Origin of the sequence: Kribbella sp. NBC_00709 (genome assembly GCF_036226565.1) — a bacterium.
Classification (GTDB): domain Bacteria; phylum Actinomycetota; class Actinomycetes; order Propionibacteriales; family Kribbellaceae; genus Kribbella.
This window is the reverse complement of record NZ_CP108996.1, coordinates 6,471,122-6,493,401: the sequence shown is the minus strand read 5'-3', so window position 1 is coordinate 6,493,401 and position 22,280 is coordinate 6,471,122. Positions and strand designations below refer to the sequence as shown.

Genomic DNA, 22,280 nt, shown 5'->3' with positions numbered 1-22,280 from the left:
TCAGGCCTCAACCTTCGACTCGACCGGATCCTTCAGGTCCTTGCGGTGCCCCAGCTTCTCCAGCCAGCCGATCAGCACCTCGTGGACCGCGTCGGAGCCTACGGGAGGCTCACTGAGCACCCAGCGGCTCGGGTGCACCAGGACCGCGTCGGTCTGCCAGCCGCCGATCCCGCCGTGGCATCCGACCAGCTCCTCGAACGCCGCCACCTCGTGGGTGTAGTCATCCAGCCGGCTGACCACGACGAGGTCCCCGTTGTGCGGCATCTCGGCCTGCCGGAGTATCGACGCGGCCGCAAGCTCGCCGTACGGCGCCAGCGGGTCGTCGCCCTCGACCCGACCGGATCGCAGCACGCGGACCCCGGCGTGCCCGATCGCGACCGGTCCCTCGGCGAGCGAGTCGACCACCACGAACCCGATGCCGGGATGAGTCGCGAGCCCCGGGATCAGCTTCGGGTGCAGCAGCTCGATCTCCTCCAACGGCACCCGGCCGGGTGTGGTGGCGAGGTAGATCAGCGCGAGGTTGCCGGAGGCCGTGACGACCATCTGCTCATCAGCGGCGACCGGCGGCTCGCAGTCCTTCGGGCCGAGCTCGACCTCGCCGCCCTTCACGTGCAGCGCCTTCCGGGTCACCGATCCGGCCACGCTGCGGCGCATGGTCAGCTCGGTCAGGAACGCGTTCACCGGCCCCCAGCCCTCGGACTTGCCGACCGCCGCGACCGGCTCCTTGGTGGTGTCGACCAGGTCGTCGACCACCTCGGCGAGGGTCCGTCCGTACCGCTGGAGGAAGGTCGAGCCCTGGCTCTGGCCGTGGTCGGACAGCACGACGATCTCGTACGAGTGCGGCAGGATGTCGATGATCCGGTGCAGCGCACCGAGCACCCGGTCCAGGCCTTCGAGGGTCTGCAGCGACTCGGCCCGGGTCGGACCGGCGTGGTGCGCGACCTCGTCGTAGTCGACGAAGTCGCAGTAGATCACCGGCGTGCCCTTGGCCAGCTCGTCGGTGATCAGCGAGACGTTCAGGTCGCGGAGCAGGACGTTGGTGATCGCGCGCAGGAAGATGTACCCGCCGCCGCGCTTCACCCGCGGGACGAGGTGCCGGACGCGTTGGCGCCGGGCCTGGTGCAACTCCTTGATCATCTCCGCGACGCACAGGATCAGCCCGCGGGCGGCGCCCTGCGGGCTGGAGAAGAACCGGACGTACCCGCGGCTGCGGCTGTTCGGCAGGGCGGCCCGGCTGAACACGAGTTCGCACCTGTCCGCGTCGCCGGACCAGTTGTTGCTGATGCTGACACCGCCGTCCGCGAGCAGGCCGCGCCCGGTCGACATCCGGTCCTCGATCTCCGCCGCGTCCCGGCCGCGGTTGGTGACCATCACCCGGCCGGTCTCCTTCTCGTACCACCGGAACGCCGGGATGTGCTTCGAGCCGCCGTGCAGGATCCCGGCCTGACTCGCGGGCGTGGTCGCCGGTACGCCGGTGTGCCAGGCCAGCATCGAGTGGTTGCCGTCCCGGATCCAGCCGCCCAGATTCGGCAGGTTGCCGGCCAGGACCATCCAGTTGAGCAGCGGCGCGGACAGGCCGTCGATCTGGATGATCAGCAGTCCGGTCTTCGGCGCCGCCTGGATCCGGCGGGCCCGGCGGTGCACGACCCGCATCACCTCGGCGACGTACGCGTCGTCGCTGCCGGCGTACGCGACCCAGCCGACGAAGGCGCTGATCGAGGACATCCAGATCGCCACCAGCAGCGGGGCCTCCACCCCGCCGTGCAGGTTCACGCCGGGGTCGACGGTGATGGCGAGATAGACGACCCCGAACTGCGACAGCAGGCCGCCGATCAGGACGCCGATCGAGCCGATCAGGACCGCGATCCCGGCCAGGATCCAGCGCATCAGGACCGAGAACACCGCCAGCAGGACCACTAGGCGGAAGATCGGCAGCCGGCCGTCGCTGCTGATCTGCGGCAGCGTCCAGAACGTGATCACCAGCGAGATCAGTGACGCGAGACCGCCGTACAGCATCGCCTGCAGGCCACGACCGGTACGGCGGAGATCCAGCCACACCGGTCGCCGCCGGTCCTTGTACACCTGTTCTGGTGGTTTCGCCATTGCCTGCTTCCCCGTCGTGCACTCTGCCAGTACGAGAGTACGGGGTCGGCCAGACGCTTCTACTGCACCTCGAGGTAGTCGACCTCCGTGTACTGGTCGCCCTTCGTCAGCCGGATCGTGTTCCAGCCCGCGTCGAGCGTGACGGACACCGAGCTCTCGTGCCAGTTGTCCCAGCCGGTGACCGGGTAGCTGACCGAGCCCGCGTTGTTGCCGTTGACAACGAGGCCGTGACTCGCGGTGGACGCCGATCCGTTGGCGTACCCGACGTACAGGGTGTAGCTGCCGGCGACCGGCGCGAAGACGGTGTTCTCCACCCACGAATCGGCATAGTCGATGTAGGCGACCACCTTGCCGTCCGACGCGCCGGCGGCGTTGGCCCGGACGCTGCAATGGTTCAGCGTGCCGCGCTCCGCCTCGTACCGGACCCGGCTGCCGCGCACCACCGGGTAGTCGTTGGCCCACCCGACGTCGGCGACGTACAGGTGCCGCTGGTTGCCGACCCACCCGTGCAGGAAAACCTTGTTGTCCACGAAGTCCGCCCCGCCCGGCCCGCAGACGGCGTTGTCGAGCGTCGCCGTCGTCATCAACGGCCGGTACGCCGTCGTCCACGGCCCGCTCAGGCTCGTCGAGGTCGCGTACGACGTGAGGTAGTTGCAGTCCGTGTATCCGCCGCCGGAGAAGAAGAGCACGTACTGGCTGCCGCGTTGGACGAGGTCCGGCGCCTCGATGACGCCACTCGACGTGAGCATCGCGGTGTTGCCGCCGACGATGGTCCGGCCGTTGTCCGCCGTACGGGTCAGCCAGAGCGTCGACGGCTGGCCGATCGCGTTGCCGTCGTTCTTCCAGACCAGGTAGCGGGTGCCGTCATTGGCCATGAAGGTGTTCGGGTCGATGGCGCCGCCCTGGTCGAGCGGGCAGATGAGCGGCGTCGTACCGACCGGCTGGAACGGGCCGAGTGGTGAGGCCGCGGTGGCGACGCCGATGCACTGGTGACCGGATGCCTTGTGCCACGCGGTGTAGGTGAGGGTGTAGGTGCCGTCCGGGTTCGGGTAGACGTCCGGCGCCCAGGTGCGGCCCGGTTGGGCCCAGTCGGCGGAGGGGCCGCCGGGCATCGCATCGCCGCGGATGGTCCACGGTCCGGTGGCACTCGGCGCCGTTGCGACAGTGACGGTGCCGCGGCCGTTGTTGGTCGAGTACGCGTACCAGGTGCCGTTCTGCTGGAACACATCCGGATCGGGAAAGTCCTCACCGATGATCTCGCTCGGGAACACGGCGCTGACGGCGTGAGCGGGCACGGACAGCAACGCGGTGAGGCTGAGGGCGGCGACCAAAGCCGCCAGAAGTCGTCTCATGGGTGACTCCTCAGGTGGGGGCGGATACCTGTACGACGAACTTTTCCATCGATTCACCTGGAACGCGAGACCTCATTCCGGCCGATCCCTGGACCTGGAGTCATTCGAGGTAGAGACTCCGGCTAGTTGTTTTCCGCCTGGTTTGAGGGAGTGTCTCGTGAGTCATTTACCGAGAGTGTCGGGGCGCGGGTTTGTCGCCGCGGTGGCCGCCGTCGCGGCCACGGTCGGCGGTGTGGTCACACAGTCGGCCGGCGCGCCGACCGCAGTACAGGAGACGGCGCTGCAGCAGCGGCTCGACGGCCTGCTGAACGACAGCCGGTACGACGGTTCGCAGGTCACGCTCGTGGTCCGCGACGCGACCACCGGCGAGACGCTGTACGACCGGAACGGCGCCGAGCGGCTGCTGCCCGCGTCGAACACCAAGCTGTTCACCTCGACGGCCGCGATGCACGTACTCGGTCCGTCGTACCGCTTCCACACCGACGTGCTCGCCACCGCACCCGTCCACGGTGGGAAGCTGCGCGGTGACCTCTACCTGAAGGGGTATGGCGACCCGACCGCACTGGAGTCCGACTACGCCGGGCTGGCCAAGCAGCTCAAGGCGGCCGGCGTACGGCGGGTCGACGGCAACCTGATCGCGGACGACTCGTACTTCGACCACGTCCGCCTCGGTGACAGCTGGGGCTGGGACGACGAGCCGTTCTACTACAACGCCCAGATCTCCGCGCTGACGCTCGCCCCGAACACCGACTACGACTCCGGTGCGGCGATCGTCGAAACCCGCCCAGGAGCCGCGGCCGGGGCCCCGGTGAAGCTGGACCTGGTCCCGGCGAACGGCGTACTCAAGATCGTCAACACCGCGAAGACCGGCGCGGCCGGCACGTCGAACACGATCAACGTCGACCGCGACCACGGCACGAACGTCGTCCGGGTCTCCGGCTCGATGCCGCTCGGATCCTCGGTCGAGCAGGACTGGGTGACCGTCTGGGAGCCGGAGCTGTACGCGGCCGACGTGTTCCGTCGGGCGCTGACCACGCAGGGCATCTCGGTCAGCGGCCAGATCAAGAACGCGGCCACCCCGACCGGCGCGACCCGGCTGGCCCGGGACGAGTCGATGACGGTCGGCGAACTGCTCACGCCGTTCCTGAAGCTCTCGAACAACATGCACGCCGAGACGCTGGTCAAGACGATGGGCGCGGTCGTCGAGGCCGACGGCAGCTGGCCGGCCGGGCTGGACGTGGTGACGAACTACGCGCAGAGCGTCGGCGTCGACACCAGCCGGATCCGGCTGTCCGACGGCTCCGGCCTGTCCCGCAAGGTGAACGTGACCGGCGACGCGGTCACCGACATCCTGATCGCCGCGCAGAAGGAGCCGTGGTTCAAGCAGTGGTACGACGCCCTGCCGATCGCCGGCAACCCGGAACGGTTCGTCGGCGGGACGCTGCGCAGCCGGATGCTGAACACGCCGGCCGCCAACAACCTGCACGGCAAGACCGGCTCGCTCACCGGCGTCACCGCGTTGTCCGGCTACGTGTCGAACAAGGACGGCCGCAAGCTGGTGTTCTCGATGATCAGCAACAACTATCTGGACAGCCCGCGCTCGATCGAGGACGCGGTCGGCGTCACGCTCGCCTCCTGGACGGACCAGGGCACTCCCCCGGCCGCGGTCACGAACTTGAAGACCGCCCAGCCCACCTGTGACCTGGAGCGGGCCAAGGCCTGCTGATCAGTTCGACGGTACGGCGGTCCCACTGACCGCCGTACTGTCCGGGAGCCGTGGCGAGTGACCGTCTGTGACCGATCGTGCTGGTAGAACGACATTGTGGGAGATCATTTCGCGGCTGCCGTCCGACAGTTCCGGTTGCGTGCCGGCCTGACCCAGGAAGCCCTGTCCGATCGTTCCGGCGTTTCGGTCAGCACGATCCGCGGCATGGAGACCGGCACCCGCCGTAACCCGCAGCTGGCGTCGGTACGCCGTCTGGCCACCGCACTCGACCTGCAGCCGTCCGAACTGGACGAACTGCTGGCCACGGCGGCGGGGGTGGCCGAACCGGCCGCGATCCCGGTCCCCCGTCAGCTGCCCGCCCCACCCACACCGTTCGTGGGCCGCCGGCACGACCTGGACCGACTGGATTCTGCACTGCGACCTGACGCCGCGACCGGTGTGGTCATCTGCACGCTCGTCGGCACCGGCGGGGTCGGCAAGTCCTGGCTCGCGTTGGAGTGGGCCCACCGCAACGCCGACCGCTTCCCGGACGGCCAGCTTTTCGTCGACCTCCAGGGCTTCAGCCCGGACAGCGATCCGATGGACCCAGCGGTGGCGTTGCGCGGGTTCCTCGACACGCTGGGTGTCGAGCCCGAGCGCATCCCGCTCGCTCCGCACGCGCAGGCGGCGCTGTTCCGCAGCCTGGTGGCGGACAAGAGGATGCTGGTGGTGCTCGACAACGCCGCTGACACCGCCCAGGTCACCTCGCTACTTCCCGGCGCCGGCACCAGCGCCGTGGTGGTCACGAGCCGCAACCAGCTGTCGGGCCTGCTCACGGGACAAGGCGCCCATCATTTGTCCGTCGACATCCTCACCGACGCCGAGGCCCATGCGTTGCTGGCCGCCCGGCTCGGCGCTGAACGCCTACGGACCGAGGCCGCGGCCGCGGCCGCGGCCGCGGCCGAACTTCTCAGCTTGTGCGGCGGGTTCCCACTGGCTCTGAGCATCATCGCCGGCCGCGCCTACCTCGATCCGCAGCTGTCGCTGGCCGATGTCGCCGACGAGTTGCGCAGGGACACACTGGACGTACTCGACGACGCCGACCCCGCCGCAAGCCTGCCCGCGGCGCTGTCCTTGTCCCACCATGCGCTGACCGGCGAAGAAGCCGAGGTGTTCGGGCTCCTCGCGATCGCCCCAGGACCCGACATCGCATCGGCGGCGGCCAATAGCCTCACCGGGCGCGGCCAGAGCCGGAGCCGGGCGGTGCTGCGCAGGCTGGAGCAGGCGTCGCTGATCGGCCGGGACGCGGCCGGCCGCTACCGCATGCACGATCTGGTCCGCCGCTACGCGGCCGGCGCCCACGATCTGGCCGACGATGTGAGGACGGCGGCGCTGCGGCGGGTGCTCGACCACTACACCCACACCGCCAACGCCGGCGCCCTCCTCCTGGACACACACCGCCCACCCATCGAACTCGCCCCGCCCGTCCCCGGCTGTCAACCGGAGGGTTTGCCAGACATCCCGGCCGCGATGGACTGGTTCGATGCCGAGCACCACAATCTGCTCGCGGCCCAGCAAGCGGCCGCTACACAGGCGCTGCACCGCACGGCCTGGCAACTGGCCTGGGCGCTGAACGACTTCCACTACCGGAAAGGACACCGCCACCATCAGCTCGCCGTCTGGCAGAACGCCGTCGACTCCGCCGCCCAACTGCCCGAACCCGGCACCCAGATCATCGCCTACCGGCTCCTCGGCCGCGCACACGTCATGCTCGGACACCATCCGGAAGCGATCGCAGCCCTGAACCGGGCGCTCGCCCTGAGCGAGCAGCAGGACGATCGCGCGCTGCAGGCCCAGGCGCACTACACGCTCGCGTCGGTCTGGCCCGACGACCGCGGGGCCTTGGAGCATGCCCAGCGAGCACTCGGCCTCTACCAGCACCTCGAGGAGCCGATCGCAGAGGCCGACGCCCTCAACGCCGTCGGCTGGTACTCCGCGCGACTCGGCGAGCACGACGCGGCCCGCGTGCACTGCCAGGCGGCGCTCGCGCTGTACCGGCGCCACCAGGACGTGAACGGTGAGGCGCAGACCCTGGACAGCCTCGGGCTCATCGATCACCGCACCGGCAACCACCGGCATGCCGTCCGGTACTACCTCGATGCCCTCGGCATCTATCGCCACCTCGACAACATCTTCGAGATCGCCGACACGCTCGAACGCCTCGGCCATCCGTACGTCGCGCTCGGCAACCGCGATCAGGCGCGTGCGGTGTGGCGGGAGGCGCGGGACCTGTACCGGCGGCAAGGACGCGACGACGAGGCCGAGCAGCTGACGGAACGGCTCGACGACCGGTCATAGATGAACGGTTCGTGCGCTGTTCTGCTGTGTGACCGTCCCAGCACGATGGGTGCAGCAAGTGAGCACACTCTCGTGGAAGGACATATTCGATGACCAAGCTTCGCGCACGCCTCGCCGCGACCGCGATCGCTGGAATTGCCGTGGCAGCCTGTGCCTGGACCGCGCCGGCGACCGCCGCACCCGTCACCACCGCCTCAGTCGCAGCCACCCCTGTCACCACGGCTCCGGCCGACGACGACGTCTTCGCGAACTGCGCGAGCGAGATCTTCGTTCGGACCCGGCCCGACCTCGCAACGGACGACCTCATGTACACCTGCCCCAAGTCCCACAGTCTGCGGCTGGCCTGCTGGCTGTACGGCGCCGACGGGGAGGAGTACTACAAGGTCTTCACCGGCATCCCGTTCCAGGAGATCGGCTACGTGAAGTCCTCCTACATGAACAACGAGACCGGCGGCCTGTTCCAGTGCTAGCGATGAGCTAATGCCTTGGACAGTACGGCGGTCGTTCACCACCATGAGTGCATGACCGCCGTACTGCCGTCCTCGTACACCGTCCGTCCGCCGTCGAAGGAGGACGCGCAGGCGGTCCTCGAGTTGGTGTCCGACTACAACACGTCGGTGATCGGCTTCGCCGACTACACGCTGGAGGACGCCGAGGACGAGCTCACCGACCCCGGGTTCGAGCCGGAGACCGACGGCTGGCTGGTGTTCGACGGCGACCGCCTGATCGGGTACGGGACGGTGTTCGGCAAGGGCGATCACCGGCAGCTCGACCTGGACGTGGTCACCGCGGACACCGACGTGGAGGCGTACCTCCTCGAGCGCATCCTCAGCCGTGCGACGGAGTTCGCCCGGGCCTACGGACATTCGTCCGTGCAGCTCGACGTCGTCAACTACCGCGTCGACACGGCCCGCGCGGAACGACTCTCCGGCTACGACTTCCACCCTGGTACGACGTTCCACCGGATGCGGATCGATCACGACGGCCCGGTCCCGGCGCCCGAGGTTCCGGCCGGCGTCACCGTACGGCGAGGTGCTCCGGACGAGGCGAGTCAGCGGGTTGGGCACGTCGTACTCAATGAGAGCTTCGAGGGGCAGTTCGGGTTCACTCCGCGTTCGTTCGAGGAGTGGCAGGCGGCGCAGGAGAACTTCTCGGCGTTCGACTGGTCGCAGCTGACGTTGCTCGAGCTGGACGGTGAGGTCGTGGCGATGCGGTCGACCAGCAACCAGTTCGTCGAGGACGAGAACTGCGGGTACATCGGCCGGCTGGGGGTGCTCGCGAAGGCGCGCGGGAAGGGGCTGGCGAAGTTCCTGCTGCGGGACCAGTTCGCGCTGGACGCGGCGGCCGGGCGGGCCGGCACGATCCTGCACGTCGACACGAACAACCCGACGCCGGCGCTCGGTGTGTACCTGTCGGTCGGCATGCAGGCCACGCTGGTGATGGAGGTCTGGCGGCGCGAGGTGACGGTCGCATGAGCCTGCCCGCCGGCCACACGTTCCGGCCGATGGTGCTGGAGGATGCCGCGCTGATCGCCGAGCGGTCCGCGGTCTACACCTCCGCCCTGCTCGGCTTCCCCAAACACAGCCCGGAAGACGTCGCCAACTACCTCCGCGACCCCGGCATCAACCTCACCACCGACGCCTGGGTAGTCCTCGACCCCAACGGCAACTTCGCCGGCTCAGCCACCGCAGTCCAGATCACCGGCGGAACCCACGTCAACATCGACATCCTGAGCAACAACCCAGCCGTCCTGAACTGGCTGCTCGACCAGACCGAACGCCGCGCCCACGCGACCGGCCGACACGAGGTTGTGCTGCAGGTCGGTGCGATTCGGCAGGACCAACTGTTGCCTGAGGTGCTTGCTGCGCGGGGGTTTGCGGTGGGTACTTCGGTGCAGCGGATGCGGATCACCTTCGATGGGGAGGTGCTGCCGCCCGCGGTGCCGGACAACGTGGTGGTACGGCGTGGGGCACCGGATGAGGCGAGTCGGCGGGCTGCGCACGGCGTACTGATGGAGGCCTTCGCCGGGCAACCCGCGACGCTGCCGCGACCGTTCGACGAGTGGGCGGCGTCGCGGGAGAGTCGGTCGACGTTCGACTGGTCGCAGGTGACCACACTCGAGCTCGACGGGCAGGCCGTCGCCATGACCGAGTGCAACGACAACTTCGTCAGCACCGACAACTGCGGCTACGTCGGCCGGCTCGCCGTCGTACCGTCCGCACGCGGCCGCGGGTTCGCGAAGTTCCTTCTGCACAACGCGTTTGCGGTCGATGCGGCCGCCGGACGGTCCGGGACCATCCTGCACGTCGACAGCAGCAACCCGACTCCCGCCGTCGCGCTCTACACCGGTGTCGGCATGCGCCCCGACCTGATCAGCGACATCTGGCGGCGAACGATCCAGCCGGCCTGAGACAGCCGCGGGCCCTCAGCACGACGCGCTCCCCCGTGCTGCCGGCGTACACCGTGCGGCTCCCGATCACGCTCTCCAGGTCGACCCGGACGGTGGTCGGCGCCGGGCCAGGGTTCGTGCATTGGTGACCTTCGTTCTGGTCCGGGCCGACGCCGTACCGGTACGCCGCGATCCGGACCGAGTAGGCGTCCTGCGCCAGGATCCGGACGACCGTGTTCGGCAGGCACGGCTCGATCGCGACCTCGTCGGGTTCGATCCCGACGGACAGCACCGACAGGTGGTCCGGATCCACGCGCGCCGAGGTCACCGCGATCTCGCCGCGCAGCAGGATGGTCGTCGTACCGATCTTGTACTGCTGCGGGGCCGGCCCGTCGACGGTGTACGGCGGCATCTCCAGGCCGATCGTCGGTTCCGTCTCGCCGCTGGGGACAGCGAGACCGGCCGAAATGCCGGCCACGATCACGACTGCGGCAACGGCCGCTGACACCACGTACCGTCGCCTGCGCCGCTCCTTGACAGCCAGTTCGACATCCTCGACCGGTGGTGCCTCATCCGGCGTCCGCGCATCGACGTACTCGGTCAGCTCAAGCCCAGGCCCGAGTGCCCGTCGCGCCCGCGTCAGCCGGGACCTCACCGCACCGGCCGCAAGTTGCAGGTCCACAGCGAGTTGCTCGACCGGCAGCTCCATCACGTCGTGCAGTACGACGACCGCGCGCTGCTCCGGCGTGATCCGGGCCAGGGCGGCCGCCACATCCTCGGCCGGCCCACGCTCCGGATCCTCGCGGCCGACAAGCCTGCCGAACGCCTCGGCCACGACCTGCCGTCGGCGCAGCCGGCTGACCATCGTGCGCACGGCGAGCCCGCGCACCCAGGCCTCCGGATCCTCGTACCGGCGGATCGCGTCCCAGCGGCCGAGCAGCTTCACGTACGAGTCCTGGGCCACAGCCTCGGCGCCCGCCTGCGATCCCCCGATCGACACCAGTACGCCGACCAGCCGCGGCCAGGTCCGCCAATAGAGCGCGGCCATGTCCGCAGCTGGATCGCTGTCGTCCTGCACGCGGCCAGTGTCCCGCCGTACCCGCTCCAGCGACAGAGGTTGCCTTCCAGAGATCTGAGAGATTACTCTCGAAACATGTCTCTCAGAAATCCGTACGGCGATTTCGAGATCACCGACCCGCAGGCGATGCGCGCACTGGCGCATCCGGTCCGGCTCGCCGCGCTGTCCTGGCTGCAGAAGAACGGCCCCGCGACGGCCACCCAACTCTCGGAGCACGTGGGCGCCTCGCCCTCGGTGACCAGCTGGCATCTGCGGCATCTCGCCGGCTTCGGGCTCGTCACCGACGGACCGCCGCCGTCCGGGACGGACCGGCGCCAACGCTGGTGGAGCGCGGTCGCGCACGGGTTCCGGTACGACATGCCCGATACCCCGGAAGGCGCCGAGGCGGCCGGGCTGCTCCGGGCCGAGATGATCAAGCAGTCGCTCGGCGCGGCCCAGCAATGGCTGGCCGAGACCGAGCCGAGCCTCGACCCCGAGTGGAGCCGCGCGGCCGGATCCGCGAACACTCGCCTGGTCGTCACACCGGCCGAGGCCGAGGAGATCGAGTCCGCGATCGAGCAACTGCTCGCGCCGTACGTCCAGCGCCGCGACCGCGGCGAGACGCCGGCGGGCGCCGGCTCGGTCCGCTATCTGCGGATCACCTTGCCCGAAGCAACCATCTGAACCGGGGGAACGCCGTGAGCACCTTGTCCGCCACCAGTCTCTGGCGGGACCGCCGCTTCCGGACCTTCTGGTCCGCGCAGGGCGTGTCCGAGTTCGGCGACCGGATCACCGAACTCGCGTTGCCGCTGATCGCCGTCACCATGCTCAACGCCTCCCCCAGCCAGGTCGGCTTCCTCACCGCGGCGGTGTGGGCGCCGAACCTCGCGTCGCTGTTCATCGGCACCTGGGTCGACCACCGCCGCGACAAGCGCCCGCTGATGATCGCCGCCGATCTGGCCCGGACGATCCTGCTGCTCTCGCTCCCGGTGGCGTACTGGCTGGACCTGCTCACCCTCGGGCAGCTCTACGCGATCGCGATCCTGACCGGTATCGCGGGTGTCGTGTTCGGGACCGCCTACGCATCGTTCTTCGTCCGGCTGGTCGGCCGGGACCAGTTCCTCGAGGCCAACAGCAAGCTGTCCGCGACCCGGTCGATCTCGTTCATGGGCGGTCCCGCTATCGGCGGCCTGCTGATGCAGTGGCTGACCGCACCGGTGGCGATCCTCGTCGACGCGCTGTCGTTCGTGTTCTCGGCGTTCCGGATCAGCCGTCTCGACGTCACTCCCGGCGAGGCCGACGAGACAGCGGAGCCGCTGCTCACCCGGGCCCGGGCCGGGATGCGCTATCTACTGAAGCATCCGTATCTCCGCCGGAGTCTTGCCTGCTCGACCACGGTCAACTTCTTCAACCTGATGGGTACGGCGCTGCTCGTGCTGTTCGCCAGCCGCGACCTCGGACTCTCGGCCGGCACGATCGGCCTCGCCTTCGGGATCGGCTCCTCCGGCGGGCTGCTCGGCGCGGTCGCCGCCGCACCGCTGAGCCGGATCTTCGGGGCCGGCCGGCTGATCGCAGGCGGAGCGGTCGTCTTCCCCGGTGCGATGGCGTTCGTACTCCTCGCGCAAGGACCGGAGTGGGTCCGCGCGGCTGCACTGGCCGCCGGCATGTTCGTCGCAACCTTCGCGGTGATGTGTTACGACATTCCGAACAACTCGATGCAGGCCGCCGTCACCCACGACTACATGCGGAGCCGGGTGTCGGGCGCCTACAGCAGCATCAACTACGGCATCAGGCCGCTCGGCGCGGTCGTCGGAGGATTGCTCGGCACCTGGATCGGTGTCCGGGAAACCCTCCTCGTGTCCGCGGCCGGCGGCCTCCTCGCCGTACTGTGGCTGATCGGCTCACCCAATCTCCGGACCCACCGGCTCGACGGGCTGGAGCCACCTGAGTTCTAGTCGTGAACAGCCCGGTCGGCGAGGTCCTCGACGTCGTCGACCTTGGCGACGGTCTTGCGGAGCGGGACCTCCTTGATGAAGAACACGGCAACCAGACTGACCAGAGAACATGCGGCCGCGATCAGGAAGATCCGTCCGGTCGCGTCGCCGTACGACTGCCGCACCAGCTCCGCCAACTGCGGTGGCAGGTGGTTGACGTCCAGCAGGCTCGTGCCGCCAGATCCACCCTCCTGCAGCTTCCGCGCCGCGTCCGCGCCACCGGGGCCGGCGAGCAGACCGGTGATGATCAGGTCCTTCACCCGAGCCGCGAGTATGGCACCCAGCACCGCCACGCCGACCGCACCACCCAGGCTGCGGAAGAACGACACCGTGGCACTCGACGCGCCGATCTCGCGGACATCGACGGTGTTCTGTACGGCGAGGACCAGGTTCTGCATGGTCATGCCCATGCCGAGCCCCATCGACAGCATGCCGAGACCGGTGTACCAGTACGGCGTGGTGTGGTCGATCGTGCCGAGCAGGACCAGCCCGATCACCAGCAGGACGGCGCCACTGACCAGATACCGCTTCCACTTGCCGAAGCGGGTGATCATCTGCCCCGAGCCGATCGACCCGAGGAACGAGCCGAGCATCATCGGGATCGTCAGCAGGCCGGCCTCGGTCGGGCTGTAGCCACGAGCGATCTGGAAGTACTGCCCGAGGAACAGCGCGCTGCCGAACATCGCGACACCGACAGCGACGCTGGCGACGATCGCCAGCGCGGTGGTCCGCTGCTTGACGACCTTCAGCGGAACCAGCGGCTCCGGAGTCTTGCTCTCGACCACCACGGCGAGGATGCCGAAGAGCAGGGTGCCGCCGACGAACAGGGCCGACTGCCAGGAGATCCAGGCGAAGTCCGTGCCGGCGAAGCTGACCCACAGCAGCGGGAGGCTCGCGGTGATGCTGATCAGGATCGCACCGAGGTAGTCGATCCGGACCTCACGCTTGAACGTCGGCAGGTGCAGGTACTTCTGCAGGATCACCAGGCTGATCACGGCCAGCGGGACGCAGACGTAGAAGCACCAGCGCCAGCCGAGCCACGAGGTGTCGACGATAACGCCGCCGATGAGCGGGCCGCTGACAGTCGCGACCGCCATCACAGCGCCCATGTAGCCGGAGTACCGGCCTCGCGACCGGGGTGGGATCGCGGCGCCGATGATGGCCTGGGCCAGCGCCATCAGACCGCCCATCGCGAGGCCCTGCAGCACCCGGGCGCCGATCAGGAACGGCACGCTGTGGGACAGGCCGGCCAGCGCGGACCCGATCACGAAGACCGAGATCGCGACCTGGACCAGCAGTTTCTTGCTCACCAGGTCCGCGAGCTTGCCCCAGATCGGGGTGGACACCGTGGTCGCCAACAGGCTCGCGGTGAGGACCCAGGTGTACTGCGTCTGGGTGCCCTCGAGGTCGGCGATGATCGTCGGCAGGGCATTGCTGACGATGGTCGAGCTGAGCATCGCCGTGAACAGCGCGGCGAGCAGGCCGATCAGGATCTCGAGGATCTCGCGGTGGGTGAGTTCCGGCGCGCTGGGCAGTTGGCGCCGGGTCTCGGTGACAGTCATCAGTCTCCTGTTGGTTGTGAACGCCTCACGACCTTGTTGGCCTCGGTGATCGCGATCGCAACCCGCTGCATGGTGGCAGCGGCCGCGGTCATCGCGTCGTCGTCGAGGTCCGCCAAGGCGGTTCGCAGTTGCTGGGTGTAGGACGAGTAGAGAGCCTCGAGCTGGGCCTTCCCCCGGGACGAGAGACTGACCAGCCCGACCCGGGCATCGGCCGGGTCCGGTCGACGGCTCACCAGTCCGTCGGCCTCCAGCGCGGTCAGCTGCCGGCTCACCACCGAAGCGTCGACGCCGAGCTTGCCGGCGATCTCTCCGCCGCGCTGCTCGCCGTCTTTCATCAGCACCTTGAGCACACTGGCGTCGGAACGGCGCAGGCCGCTCTCGCTGGTCAGGTGCCGGTGCTCGATACACCGCACGGCGCGCACCAGCGAGCTGACCCCTTCGAGCAGCTCCTGGGCGGCCGCATCCCGCTCTACCCCCGGGACGAGGGGTTGCTGAGCTAGTTGCATAACCCAACTATATACTCAAATAGTTGGTTTCCACAACCATATGCCCAGGCTGTGGATAACTGGCTACGAGTAGTGAGAACTCAGCCGAGGTCGGTGTTCAGGCGGGCGAGCAGACGACCCAGATCGGCCAGATCGGTCGGGTTCCAGCGGTCGAGGATCGCGCGGAACTCGGTCTGCCGCTGGGTGCGCATCGCCTCGTACCGGTCGGCGCCGGTGGTGGTGAGCCGCAGCAGCCGGGCGCGGCCGTCGTCGGGGTCGCCGACGCGTTCGATCAGGCCGAGGGTCTCCAGCTGGGTGATCCCGCGGCTGACGGTGGACTTGTCCAGGCCGAGGACCTGGGCGACATCGGAGGCCCGGACGCCGGCGCCGTTGCCGGTGCCCATCTCGATCTGGGAGATCAACGCGTAGCCGGCGGCGTCCATCTCGGGGTGCACACGGCGGGCCAGCCGGAGCGAGGCCGACCGCGAACGGCGGAACAGCGCCGACAACTCCTGCTCGATCGCCGCCACCATCGCCTCGGACCGCTCGGTCGGCTCGGACCGCCCGGTCGGCTCGGTCTTGCCTGTCTGGCCGGTCTGGCTGGTCGACTCGGTGGCGCGGACGTGTGCCGGGGTGCTCACCGGACCACGATCCCGGCGTCGCGGAGGGCCTTCTTCACGTCGGCGATCCGGAAGTCGCCGAAGTGGAACACGCTGGCCGCGAGTACCGCGTCCGCCCCGGCCTGGACCGCGGGCGGGAAGTGCTCCGGCGCCCCCGCTCCCCCGCTGGCGATCAGCGGTACGTCGACCACCGCGCGAACCGCCTTGATCAACTCCAGGTCGAACCCCTGCTTGGTCCCGTCGGCGTCCATCGAGTTCAGCAGGATCTCCCCCGCGCCCAGCTCACACCCGCGCTGTGCCCACTCGATCGCGTCCAGCCCGGCGGACTTGCGGCCGCCGTGGGTGGTCACCTCGAACCCGCTCGGCTGCTCGGCGGAACGCCGTACGTCGAGGGACAGCACCAGGACCTGATTGCCGAACCGGTGCGCGATCTCGCGGATCACGTCCGGCCGCGCGATCGCGCCGGTGTTGATGCCGACCTTGTCCGCGCCGGCCCGCAGCAGCCGGTCCACGTCGCCGACCTCGCGGACACCACCGCCCACGGTCAGCGGGATGAACACCTGCTCGGCGGTCCGCCCGACCACGTCGTACGTCGTCTCGCGCGAGCCCGACGACGCGGTGATGTCGAGGAACGTGAGCTCGTCGGCGCCCTCGGCGTCGTACACCTTCGCCATCTCGACCGGGTCGCCCGCATCGCGCAGGTCGGCGAAGTTCACGCCCTTGACCACCCGCCCGGCATCGACGTCCAAACAGGGGATCACGCGCACGGCAAGAGTCACGGGGAAAGGGTACCGACTCGCACTTCGCAAACCCGTGTACACCGAAATCTAGTTGCATTGCAACTAGAGGCAATGCAACTATCGAGCCCTCCCTACGAGAGGACGCATGATGCGCACCCCCTTGATCGCCGCGATCACCCTGACGGCCGCGGCGCTCGTGACGTCGCCGGCTCAGGCCGAGCCGCGGGATCCTGCCTGGTCGGCTTCCTGGACGACGGCGATGCAACATCCCACCCCGGCAGCCGACAACTGGAGCACGGCGGGATTCGATCACCAGACGATCCGGCAGACGATCCGGCTCAGCACCGGCGGCCGGAGTCTGCGGATCCGGCTCTCGAACCAGTACGGCGCGAAGCCGCTACACCTCACCGGCCTGACCGTGGGCTCGCGACACCTCACGGCGACCTTCTACGGCTCGCCGCACGTCACCATCGCGCCCGGCCGGACGATCACCTCGGATCCGGTGCAGCTCACAACCACCGCCGGCGAGCAACTCGCCATCGCGTTGTACGTCGACGGAGCCACCGGGCCGGCCACCTTTCACGAGGACGGCCTCACCACGACGTACGCGGCCGACGGCAACCATCTGCACGACAACGCAACCGGCGGCGAGACCAGTCACTCGGTCTACTACCTCACCGGCGTCGACGTGACCGGGGCGAGGGGCGCGGTCGTGACGTTCGGCGACTCGATCACCAACGGGCACAACTCGACACCGGACGCAGACCACCGGTACTCCGACTACCTCGCGCCGCGACTCCCCCGGGTCGGTGTCGCCAACGTCGGCATCAGCGGCAACCTGCTGCTGAACGAGTTGCCCTGCTTCGGCGCATCCGGTGTGAGCAGATTCGAGCGCGACGCGCTGACCCAGCCGGGTGTCTACACGGTCATCGTCGAGGAAGGCGAGAACGACATCTGGGACAGCGAGCACAACTTCGGCTGTGGCCAGACCGCGCAGGTCACCGCGGAGCAACTCATCGCCGGTCACCGGCGGCTGATCGCCGCCGCGCACGCTCGTGGGGTGCGGATCGTCGGAGGCACCATCCTGCCGTTCAAGGCCGACTACATGCAGCCGGACGAGTTCGCCCGCGCCGAGGCGATCCGGGTGCAGGTCAACGAGTGGATCCGCACGTCCGGCGCGTACGACGCGGTGGCTGACTTCGCCCGCGCGGTCGGAGATCCGTCGGACGAGCAGAGACTCGATCCAGCCCTCGACTCCGGCGACCACCTGCATCCCAACGACGCAGGCTACGCCGCACTGGCGGCCGCGGCCGCCGAGGCACTCGGCACGTAGGAAAGGGGCCGCAGGCAACAGTCACCTGCGGCCCCTTCCCGAACCGCCGTGCGGCCGACGGTCCGCGTCGTGCTCGTGAATCAGGTCGCGGGTAGCCAGGTGTCGTCGCGTAGCAGGACCACGGGACCGTTCGGGGTGGTGGCGGTGACCGTGAGACCTTCGCCGCCCACGACGACGTCGGTATGGACGGCCGCGTTGTTGAGCCCGCGGGCGTACCGCTCGTCGGCTGTCATCTCCACCCCCTTCTCGAGGGCGAAGGGGAAGCTCTGCCCCCACGCGACATGGCAGCCGGCGTTCTCGTCGAACAGGGTGTTGTGGAAGACGACACCCGACTGCGCGATCCGGGACTCCTTGTCCACCAGCGCCACCTCACCGAGACTGCGAGCGCCCGGGTCGGAGTCGAGCTGGGCAAGGACCACGTCCGCGCCGGTCGTGGCCGAGACCGCGGTGATCCGGCCGCCGGCGAACGTGAGCCGCAGACCCTCGACGAGTTCACCCGCGATCACGACGGGCTTCGTCAGCCGGACCACACCGTCCGCACGCCGCCGGTCGGGGCTGGTGAAGACCTCCTCGGTCGGGATGTTCGGCAGGTACGCGATGCCGGCCGGGTCGACCACCGAGCCTCCGGTCCAGCGGCAGTCGGGCAGCAGTCCGACGGTCAGGTCCGTACCTTCACCGACGTACCGAAGTTCGCTGATCTGCATCGCGTCGAGGACCGCACACCGGGCCGCGAGGGCCGCCGACCGCTCCCGCCAGGCCGCGACCGGATCGGATTCGTCGAGTCGCATGGCCCGGGCGACCACGCCCCACAGCCGGTCGACGTCCGGCTCGCCGTACACCTGGGTTGCCCACTGGGCATTCGGAGCGGCCACGACCGTCCACCGCCACCGCCCGCTCATGACCGCCTGCTGCCGGGCCCTCATTTCCTGTCTCCGTACGGCGGCCATCCGCGCGGGATCGATCCCGGCGTACAGCCCGGGGTCCGGCGTACCGGTCAGAGCGATCGACGCGATCCCCTCCTCGGACCAGCCGCGGACGCGCTCCAGCGCCCAGGACCGGTCGGCGGTCAACGTCTCCAGATCGCTGTGGGTCAGGTCCGACCGGCGGACCAGGCCGTCGGTCCAGAGCACCTCCACCCATTTCGCCCCGGCCACGTACGCACGCTCGACCACCGCCCTGGCGATCTCGGCCTGGGCGATGTCGGCATGCAGCACCACGCCCTGGCCAGGTTGCACGTTCACGCCCACGCGGACGACCAGGTCGGCGAAGCGCTCCAGCAGTTCGTTCTTCATTCCCGGCTCCCACCTATTCACGTTGGCGTGAACATTGGCAGATGTGCGAACATTGCGCAAGACGTAAACCGAGGGAGCCGCCATGCAGCAACCGGAGCCGGTCCGGGCGATCACCGACGTGGAGACGATGCGGGCGATGTCGGATCCGACGCGGGTCGCGATCCTGCGCCTGCTGATGACCGGCGACCGGGCGGCGCCGCCGGTGATGTCGGCCAAGGAGCTGGCAGCCGCGCTCGGCGAACCGCAGACGAAGCTCTACCGCCACCTCAAGCAGCTCGAGGCGGCCGACCTGATCCGGGTCGCGGAGACCCGGCTGGTGTCCGGCATCCAGGAGCAGCGGTACCGGACCGCCCAGCTGGACTTCACCATCAGCCGCGACCTGGTCACCAACGAGGCGGCGTCCGGCGAGTTCGCCGACACCTTGTCGGCACTGTTCAGTGAGTTCCGCACCGAGCTGGTCGCCAACCTGAGCGCCGGGCGGGTGCCGATCGGCGCGGAGGCCGAGACGCCGCTCGGCCTGCTGATCGGGCGCGGCATGGTCGGCCGGGTGAGCCGCGACCGGGCCGCCGAGTTCCGGCGCCGGCTGCTCGCGCTGCAGGCCGAGTTCGACGCCCTCGAGGACGACGACCCCGACGGCATCCCGGTGCACCTACTGATCGCCTGGTACGCCGTCACCGAACCCGACGCCTAACCGGTTACGTCCGAAGAAGTGGAGAGACGTCTCACCACTTCTTCGGACGTAAGCGGCTTGGGCTACTTCCAGGCGCGACGGCGGCCGTCGGTCGACTTCATCGGGCGGGTCGACTCCCAGACGCGGCGCCAGCGGGCGGCGTCGGGGCCGGTCTGGGCCGGTGAGGCGCCGATCGCGGCGCGGCGACGGGCCTCGTACCAGGTGGTCGACTCCTCGTCGAGCAGCGCCGAGACCGCGGCGGCGATGCGGGGCGCGAAGTCCCGTGCGCTCTCACCCTCGGCGGGCCGCAGCGGATCGCCGTACCGCACGTGCACCGCCGGGCGGCCGGGGACCGGCCAGCCACGGCCGCGCGGCATCGCGGCGAACGAACCCTTGATGCCGACCGGAATCACCGGCACACCGTGCTCGACGGCCAGGTACGCCGCGCCCATCCGGAACCGCTGGATCCAGCCGTCCGGCGACCGCGTGCCCTCCGGGAACACGACCACGTTCCAGCCGTCGGCGAGCAGATCGCCCGGCGTCGAGCTCAGGTTGCCGCCGCGGCGCTCGATCGGGAACGTGTTGAACACGATCGCCGACCCGGCCGCCCGCCACCAGGTGTCGAAGAAGTAGTCGGCCGCCGCCGCGAACGCCGTCTTGCGGCGCATCGCGTCCGGCAGCGACAGCAGCAGCAGCGGGGTGTCGAGGTGCGACGAGTGGTTCGCGACGATGATCGCCGGGCCGTCGAGCTTGAGCAGCGAGTCGAGACCGCTGACCTGCGGGCTGACCTCGAAGTTCAGGACCGCGTTCAGCGGGCCCTTCTGGATCAGGTCGCGGACCGCGATCGCGGCCGGCGTCCGGGCCCACTTGGTCGGGAAGACCGTGGACTCCTTCGGGATCACGTACGGCTCGGCCGACCGCGGTACCTGCGGCCGGCGGCCCCACCGCCACCCACGCGCGACCTGCTTCACGTCGCGCGCGGTGTCCCGGCTGAACTTCACCAGGCTGGTCCCCATCAGCGCACGTCCGCGAGCAGGTGCGGCGGGTTGTGCAGGTAGGTGATCGACGGCGACCGGCCGACCGAGTGGCTGACCATCTCGAGCGCGTCCTGCAGCGTCGACGCGGACCGGAAGCCCATCCGCTCGACGGTCTTGCGGTTCGCGCCGACCCAGACGATGTCGCCGCAGTGGTCCAGCGCGTGCGAGATCCAGTACCACATGTAGAACGGGTGCACGCCGTGGTACGCGTACGACGTCCGGTACAGGTGGATGTACCACGGGTCCTCGGCGTACTGCTTCTCGAACTTCGCCTCGATCGTCGCCGGATCGGTGCTCTCGGCAAGCACTTCCTCGAAGAAGTCGACGTACGACGGGTGGTGCAGCTGGCTGAACTCGTAGTCGACCGGGTGGTACAGGATGACCGCGCCGTCCTTGCGGACGATCGGGTTGCCCCGGTACGAGTTGAAGTAGTAGCCCAGGCCCATGCAGGCGGCCAGGATCGGGTTCATCACCGAGTTCACGTTGTACGGGCCGATGAACGGCACGCCCATGATCGCGACGTCGGACTGGCCCTGCACCTCGACCAGGTGCTGGCGGTGCACGTTCTCGAGCGTCTTGTCGTGCACCGGCTCGATCTTGCCGGCGTGGACGCCGGTCAGGCCGTAGTTCGAGCGGACGTCGGTGAAGATCTTGTGCCGCAGCTTGCCCGGCGCCGCGGCGAGCGCGCGCTTGGTGCCGAGCATCGAGGCCTGGTCCTTGACCGACCACTCCCACTCGCGCTTCTGCAGGAACTCCAGCGGACCGCCGAAGATGTCGTTGTTCAGTGTGGTCTCGATCTGGAACACCTTGACGTGCTGGGTGAGGATCTCGCCCATCCGCCAGGCCGACTCGTGCATCTTCGACCGCTTGTGGTCCATGAAGGACCGCGAGTGGATCATCGTGTGGCTGTTGTGGTGGTGCTTCAGCGACTTGTACGACGCCAGGCCGATCGACGTCGACTTGTGGCCGCCGTCCATCGCCACCAGGTTCACGTTCACGTAGACCAGCAGGTCCGACTCGGCCGCCCGCTTGGAGATCTCGACGTCCTCGCCGTGCCGGGTCTGGCCCAGGTGGGTCAGGTTGGCGGCGTCCTCGGCGTCGAAGTTGTAGAGCTTGCCGTCGGGGAAGAACGACCGGAACACCCGCTCGCCGACGATGTCGCGCAGCTCGTTCGGGGTGAGCCGGCGGTGCAGCGCGTTCGCCGAGATCAGCTCGACGTCGTCCACACCGGCCCGCGCGGCCAGCTCCAGCACGGCCTCGATGATGCGCTGCCGGATGTCCGGCTTCTTCATCGGCGGCAGCGGGATCGAGATGTCGTCGAAGGCGATCGTCAGCCGCATGCCCGCCCGCAGCAGGTCCGGCAGCGGCTCGGACTCGATCGGGTTCAGCAGTGCGCTCTGGATCGCCTCGTCGACGTCCCGGACCGCCGGCAGTGCCTCCGGCGGGTACACCACCCGGGTGCCGAGCGGGAACCGCTCCAGCAGGAAGCCCTCACCGTTGTGCACCAGCAGCGGCGGCGTCCGGTCGTCCACCTCAAGCACGAAACCTGGCCGAGACATGTTCAGAACCTCTCTCGTCGTACG

The 22,280-nt window shown here is 69.1% G+C and carries 19 protein-coding genes; 9 read left to right on the top strand and 10 right to left on the bottom strand.

All coding sequences use genetic code 11. The features are described 5' to 3' along the window. Together OHA18_RS31775 and OHA18_RS31770 are read right to left on the bottom strand one after the other, a co-directional pair. Nucleotides 1–2,103 (bottom strand): alkaline phosphatase family protein, encoded by a 2,103-nt coding sequence (locus OHA18_RS31775; protein ID WP_328999019.1) that lies wholly within the window; start codon nucleotides 2,101–2,103, stop codon nucleotides 1–3. Between the two features lie 59 nt (nucleotides 2,104–2,162). Next, a complete protein-coding gene (locus tag OHA18_RS31770) occupies nucleotides 2,163–3,455 on the bottom strand; it encodes a family 43 glycosylhydrolase (protein ID WP_328999018.1) in 1,293 nt (430 codons plus the stop codon). Between the two features lie 157 nt (nucleotides 3,456–3,612). Between OHA18_RS31770 and dacB the strand changes: the two genes are divergently transcribed. The 5 genes from dacB to OHA18_RS31745 all read left to right on the top strand — a co-directional run bounded on the left by dacB (nucleotide 3,613) and on the right by OHA18_RS31745 (nucleotide 9,928). Next, complete coding sequence (gene dacB, locus OHA18_RS31765) at nucleotides 3,613–5,181, top strand: D-alanyl-D-alanine carboxypeptidase/D-alanyl-D-alanine endopeptidase (protein ID WP_328999017.1); 1,569 nt, start codon at nucleotides 3,613–3,615, stop codon at nucleotides 5,179–5,181. Between the two features lie 96 nt (nucleotides 5,182–5,277). Next, entirely contained in the window at nucleotides 5,278–7,518 is a 2,241-nt protein-coding gene (locus tag OHA18_RS31760; RefSeq protein WP_328999016.1) for an ATP-binding protein, read from the top strand. Nucleotides 7,519–7,607: 89 nt separating this feature from the next. After that, the gene (locus OHA18_RS31755; RefSeq protein ID WP_328999015.1) at nucleotides 7,608–7,988 is read left to right on the top strand and encodes a hypothetical protein; all 381 of its coding nucleotides are present in this window, start codon (nucleotides 7,608–7,610) and stop codon (nucleotides 7,986–7,988) included. A 51-nt stretch (nucleotides 7,989–8,039) separates the two neighbouring features. After that, nucleotides 8,040–8,993: a GNAT family N-acetyltransferase gene (locus OHA18_RS31750; RefSeq protein ID WP_328999014.1), complete on the top strand. Its 954-nt coding sequence runs from the start codon at nucleotides 8,040–8,042 to the stop codon at nucleotides 8,991–8,993. Continuing rightward, nucleotides 8,990–9,928, top strand: a complete 939-nt coding sequence (locus OHA18_RS31745) for a GNAT family N-acetyltransferase (protein ID WP_328999013.1) — start codon at nucleotides 8,990–8,992, stop codon at nucleotides 9,926–9,928. The genes OHA18_RS31750 and OHA18_RS31745 overlap by 4 nt, the downstream gene beginning before the upstream one ends. Here OHA18_RS31745 and OHA18_RS31740 read toward each other — a convergent pair. After that, nucleotides 9,891–10,985 (bottom strand): RNA polymerase sigma factor, encoded by a 1,095-nt coding sequence (locus tag OHA18_RS31740; RefSeq protein WP_328999012.1) that lies wholly within the window; start codon nucleotides 10,983–10,985, stop codon nucleotides 9,891–9,893. The two genes, OHA18_RS31745 and OHA18_RS31740, sit on opposite strands and share 38 nt — an antisense overlap. A gap of 75 nt (nucleotides 10,986–11,060) precedes the next feature. Here OHA18_RS31740 and OHA18_RS31735 point away from each other — a divergent pair, with 75 nt between their 5' ends. Next, a complete protein-coding gene (locus OHA18_RS31735; protein ID WP_328999011.1) occupies nucleotides 11,061–11,648 on the top strand; it encodes a helix-turn-helix transcriptional regulator in 588 nt (195 codons plus the stop codon). A gap of 14 nt (nucleotides 11,649–11,662) precedes the next feature. Then, entirely contained in the window at nucleotides 11,663–12,919 is a 1,257-nt protein-coding gene (locus OHA18_RS31730) for an MFS transporter (protein ID WP_328999010.1), read from the top strand. Here OHA18_RS31730 and OHA18_RS31725 read toward each other — a convergent pair. The 4 genes from OHA18_RS31725 to hisF form a co-directional block, all read right to left on the bottom strand. Continuing rightward, entirely contained in the window at nucleotides 12,916–14,520 is a 1,605-nt protein-coding gene (locus OHA18_RS31725; RefSeq protein WP_328999009.1) for an MDR family MFS transporter, read from the bottom strand. The two genes, OHA18_RS31730 and OHA18_RS31725, sit on opposite strands and share 4 nt — an antisense overlap. Further along, nucleotides 14,520–15,026: a MarR family winged helix-turn-helix transcriptional regulator gene (locus tag OHA18_RS31720; RefSeq protein ID WP_328999008.1), complete on the bottom strand. Its 507-nt coding sequence runs from the start codon at nucleotides 15,024–15,026 to the stop codon at nucleotides 14,520–14,522. Before OHA18_RS31720 ends, OHA18_RS31725 begins: the two co-directional genes overlap by 1 nt. An 80-nt stretch (nucleotides 15,027–15,106) precedes the next feature. Beyond that, entirely contained in the window at nucleotides 15,107–15,646 is a 540-nt protein-coding gene (locus OHA18_RS31715) for a MarR family winged helix-turn-helix transcriptional regulator (protein ID WP_328999007.1), read from the bottom strand. Beyond that, the gene (hisF, locus tag OHA18_RS31710) at nucleotides 15,643–16,404 is read right to left on the bottom strand and encodes an imidazole glycerol phosphate synthase subunit HisF (RefSeq protein ID WP_328999006.1); all 762 of its coding nucleotides are present in this window, start codon (nucleotides 16,402–16,404) and stop codon (nucleotides 15,643–15,645) included. Before hisF ends, OHA18_RS31715 begins: the two co-directional genes overlap by 4 nt. Nucleotides 16,405–16,513: 109 nt before the next feature. On the opposite strand from hisF, the gene OHA18_RS31705 reads away from it, so the two are divergent. Beyond that, a complete protein-coding gene (locus OHA18_RS31705; RefSeq protein ID WP_328999005.1) occupies nucleotides 16,514–17,698 on the top strand; it encodes an SGNH/GDSL hydrolase family protein in 1,185 nt (394 codons plus the stop codon). A gap of 80 nt (nucleotides 17,699–17,778) precedes the next feature. Here OHA18_RS31705 and OHA18_RS31700 read toward each other — a convergent pair whose 3' ends face one another. Next, nucleotides 17,779–18,990: an aminopeptidase gene (locus OHA18_RS31700; RefSeq protein ID WP_328999004.1), complete on the bottom strand. Its 1,212-nt coding sequence runs from the start codon at nucleotides 18,988–18,990 to the stop codon at nucleotides 17,779–17,781. A gap of 82 nt (nucleotides 18,991–19,072) precedes the next feature. Here OHA18_RS31700 and OHA18_RS31695 point away from each other — a divergent pair, with 82 nt between their 5' ends. Next, nucleotides 19,073–19,681, top strand: coding sequence for an ArsR/SmtB family transcription factor (locus tag OHA18_RS31695; protein WP_328999003.1), 609 nt, complete (start codon nucleotides 19,073–19,075; stop codon nucleotides 19,679–19,681). A gap of 62 nt (nucleotides 19,682–19,743) precedes the next feature. Here the strand turns inward: OHA18_RS31695 and OHA18_RS31690 are convergent, their stop codons facing one another. Together OHA18_RS31690 and OHA18_RS31685 are read right to left on the bottom strand one after the other, a co-directional pair. After that, nucleotides 19,744–20,676, bottom strand: coding sequence for a lysophospholipid acyltransferase family protein (locus OHA18_RS31690; RefSeq protein WP_328999002.1), 933 nt, complete (start codon nucleotides 20,674–20,676; stop codon nucleotides 19,744–19,746). Then, nucleotides 20,676–22,256 (bottom strand): lactate racemase domain-containing protein, encoded by a 1,581-nt coding sequence (locus OHA18_RS31685; protein ID WP_328999001.1) that lies wholly within the window; start codon nucleotides 22,254–22,256, stop codon nucleotides 20,676–20,678. The genes OHA18_RS31690 and OHA18_RS31685 overlap by 1 nt, the downstream gene beginning before the upstream one ends. Nucleotides 22,257–22,280: the final 24 nt, after the last annotated feature.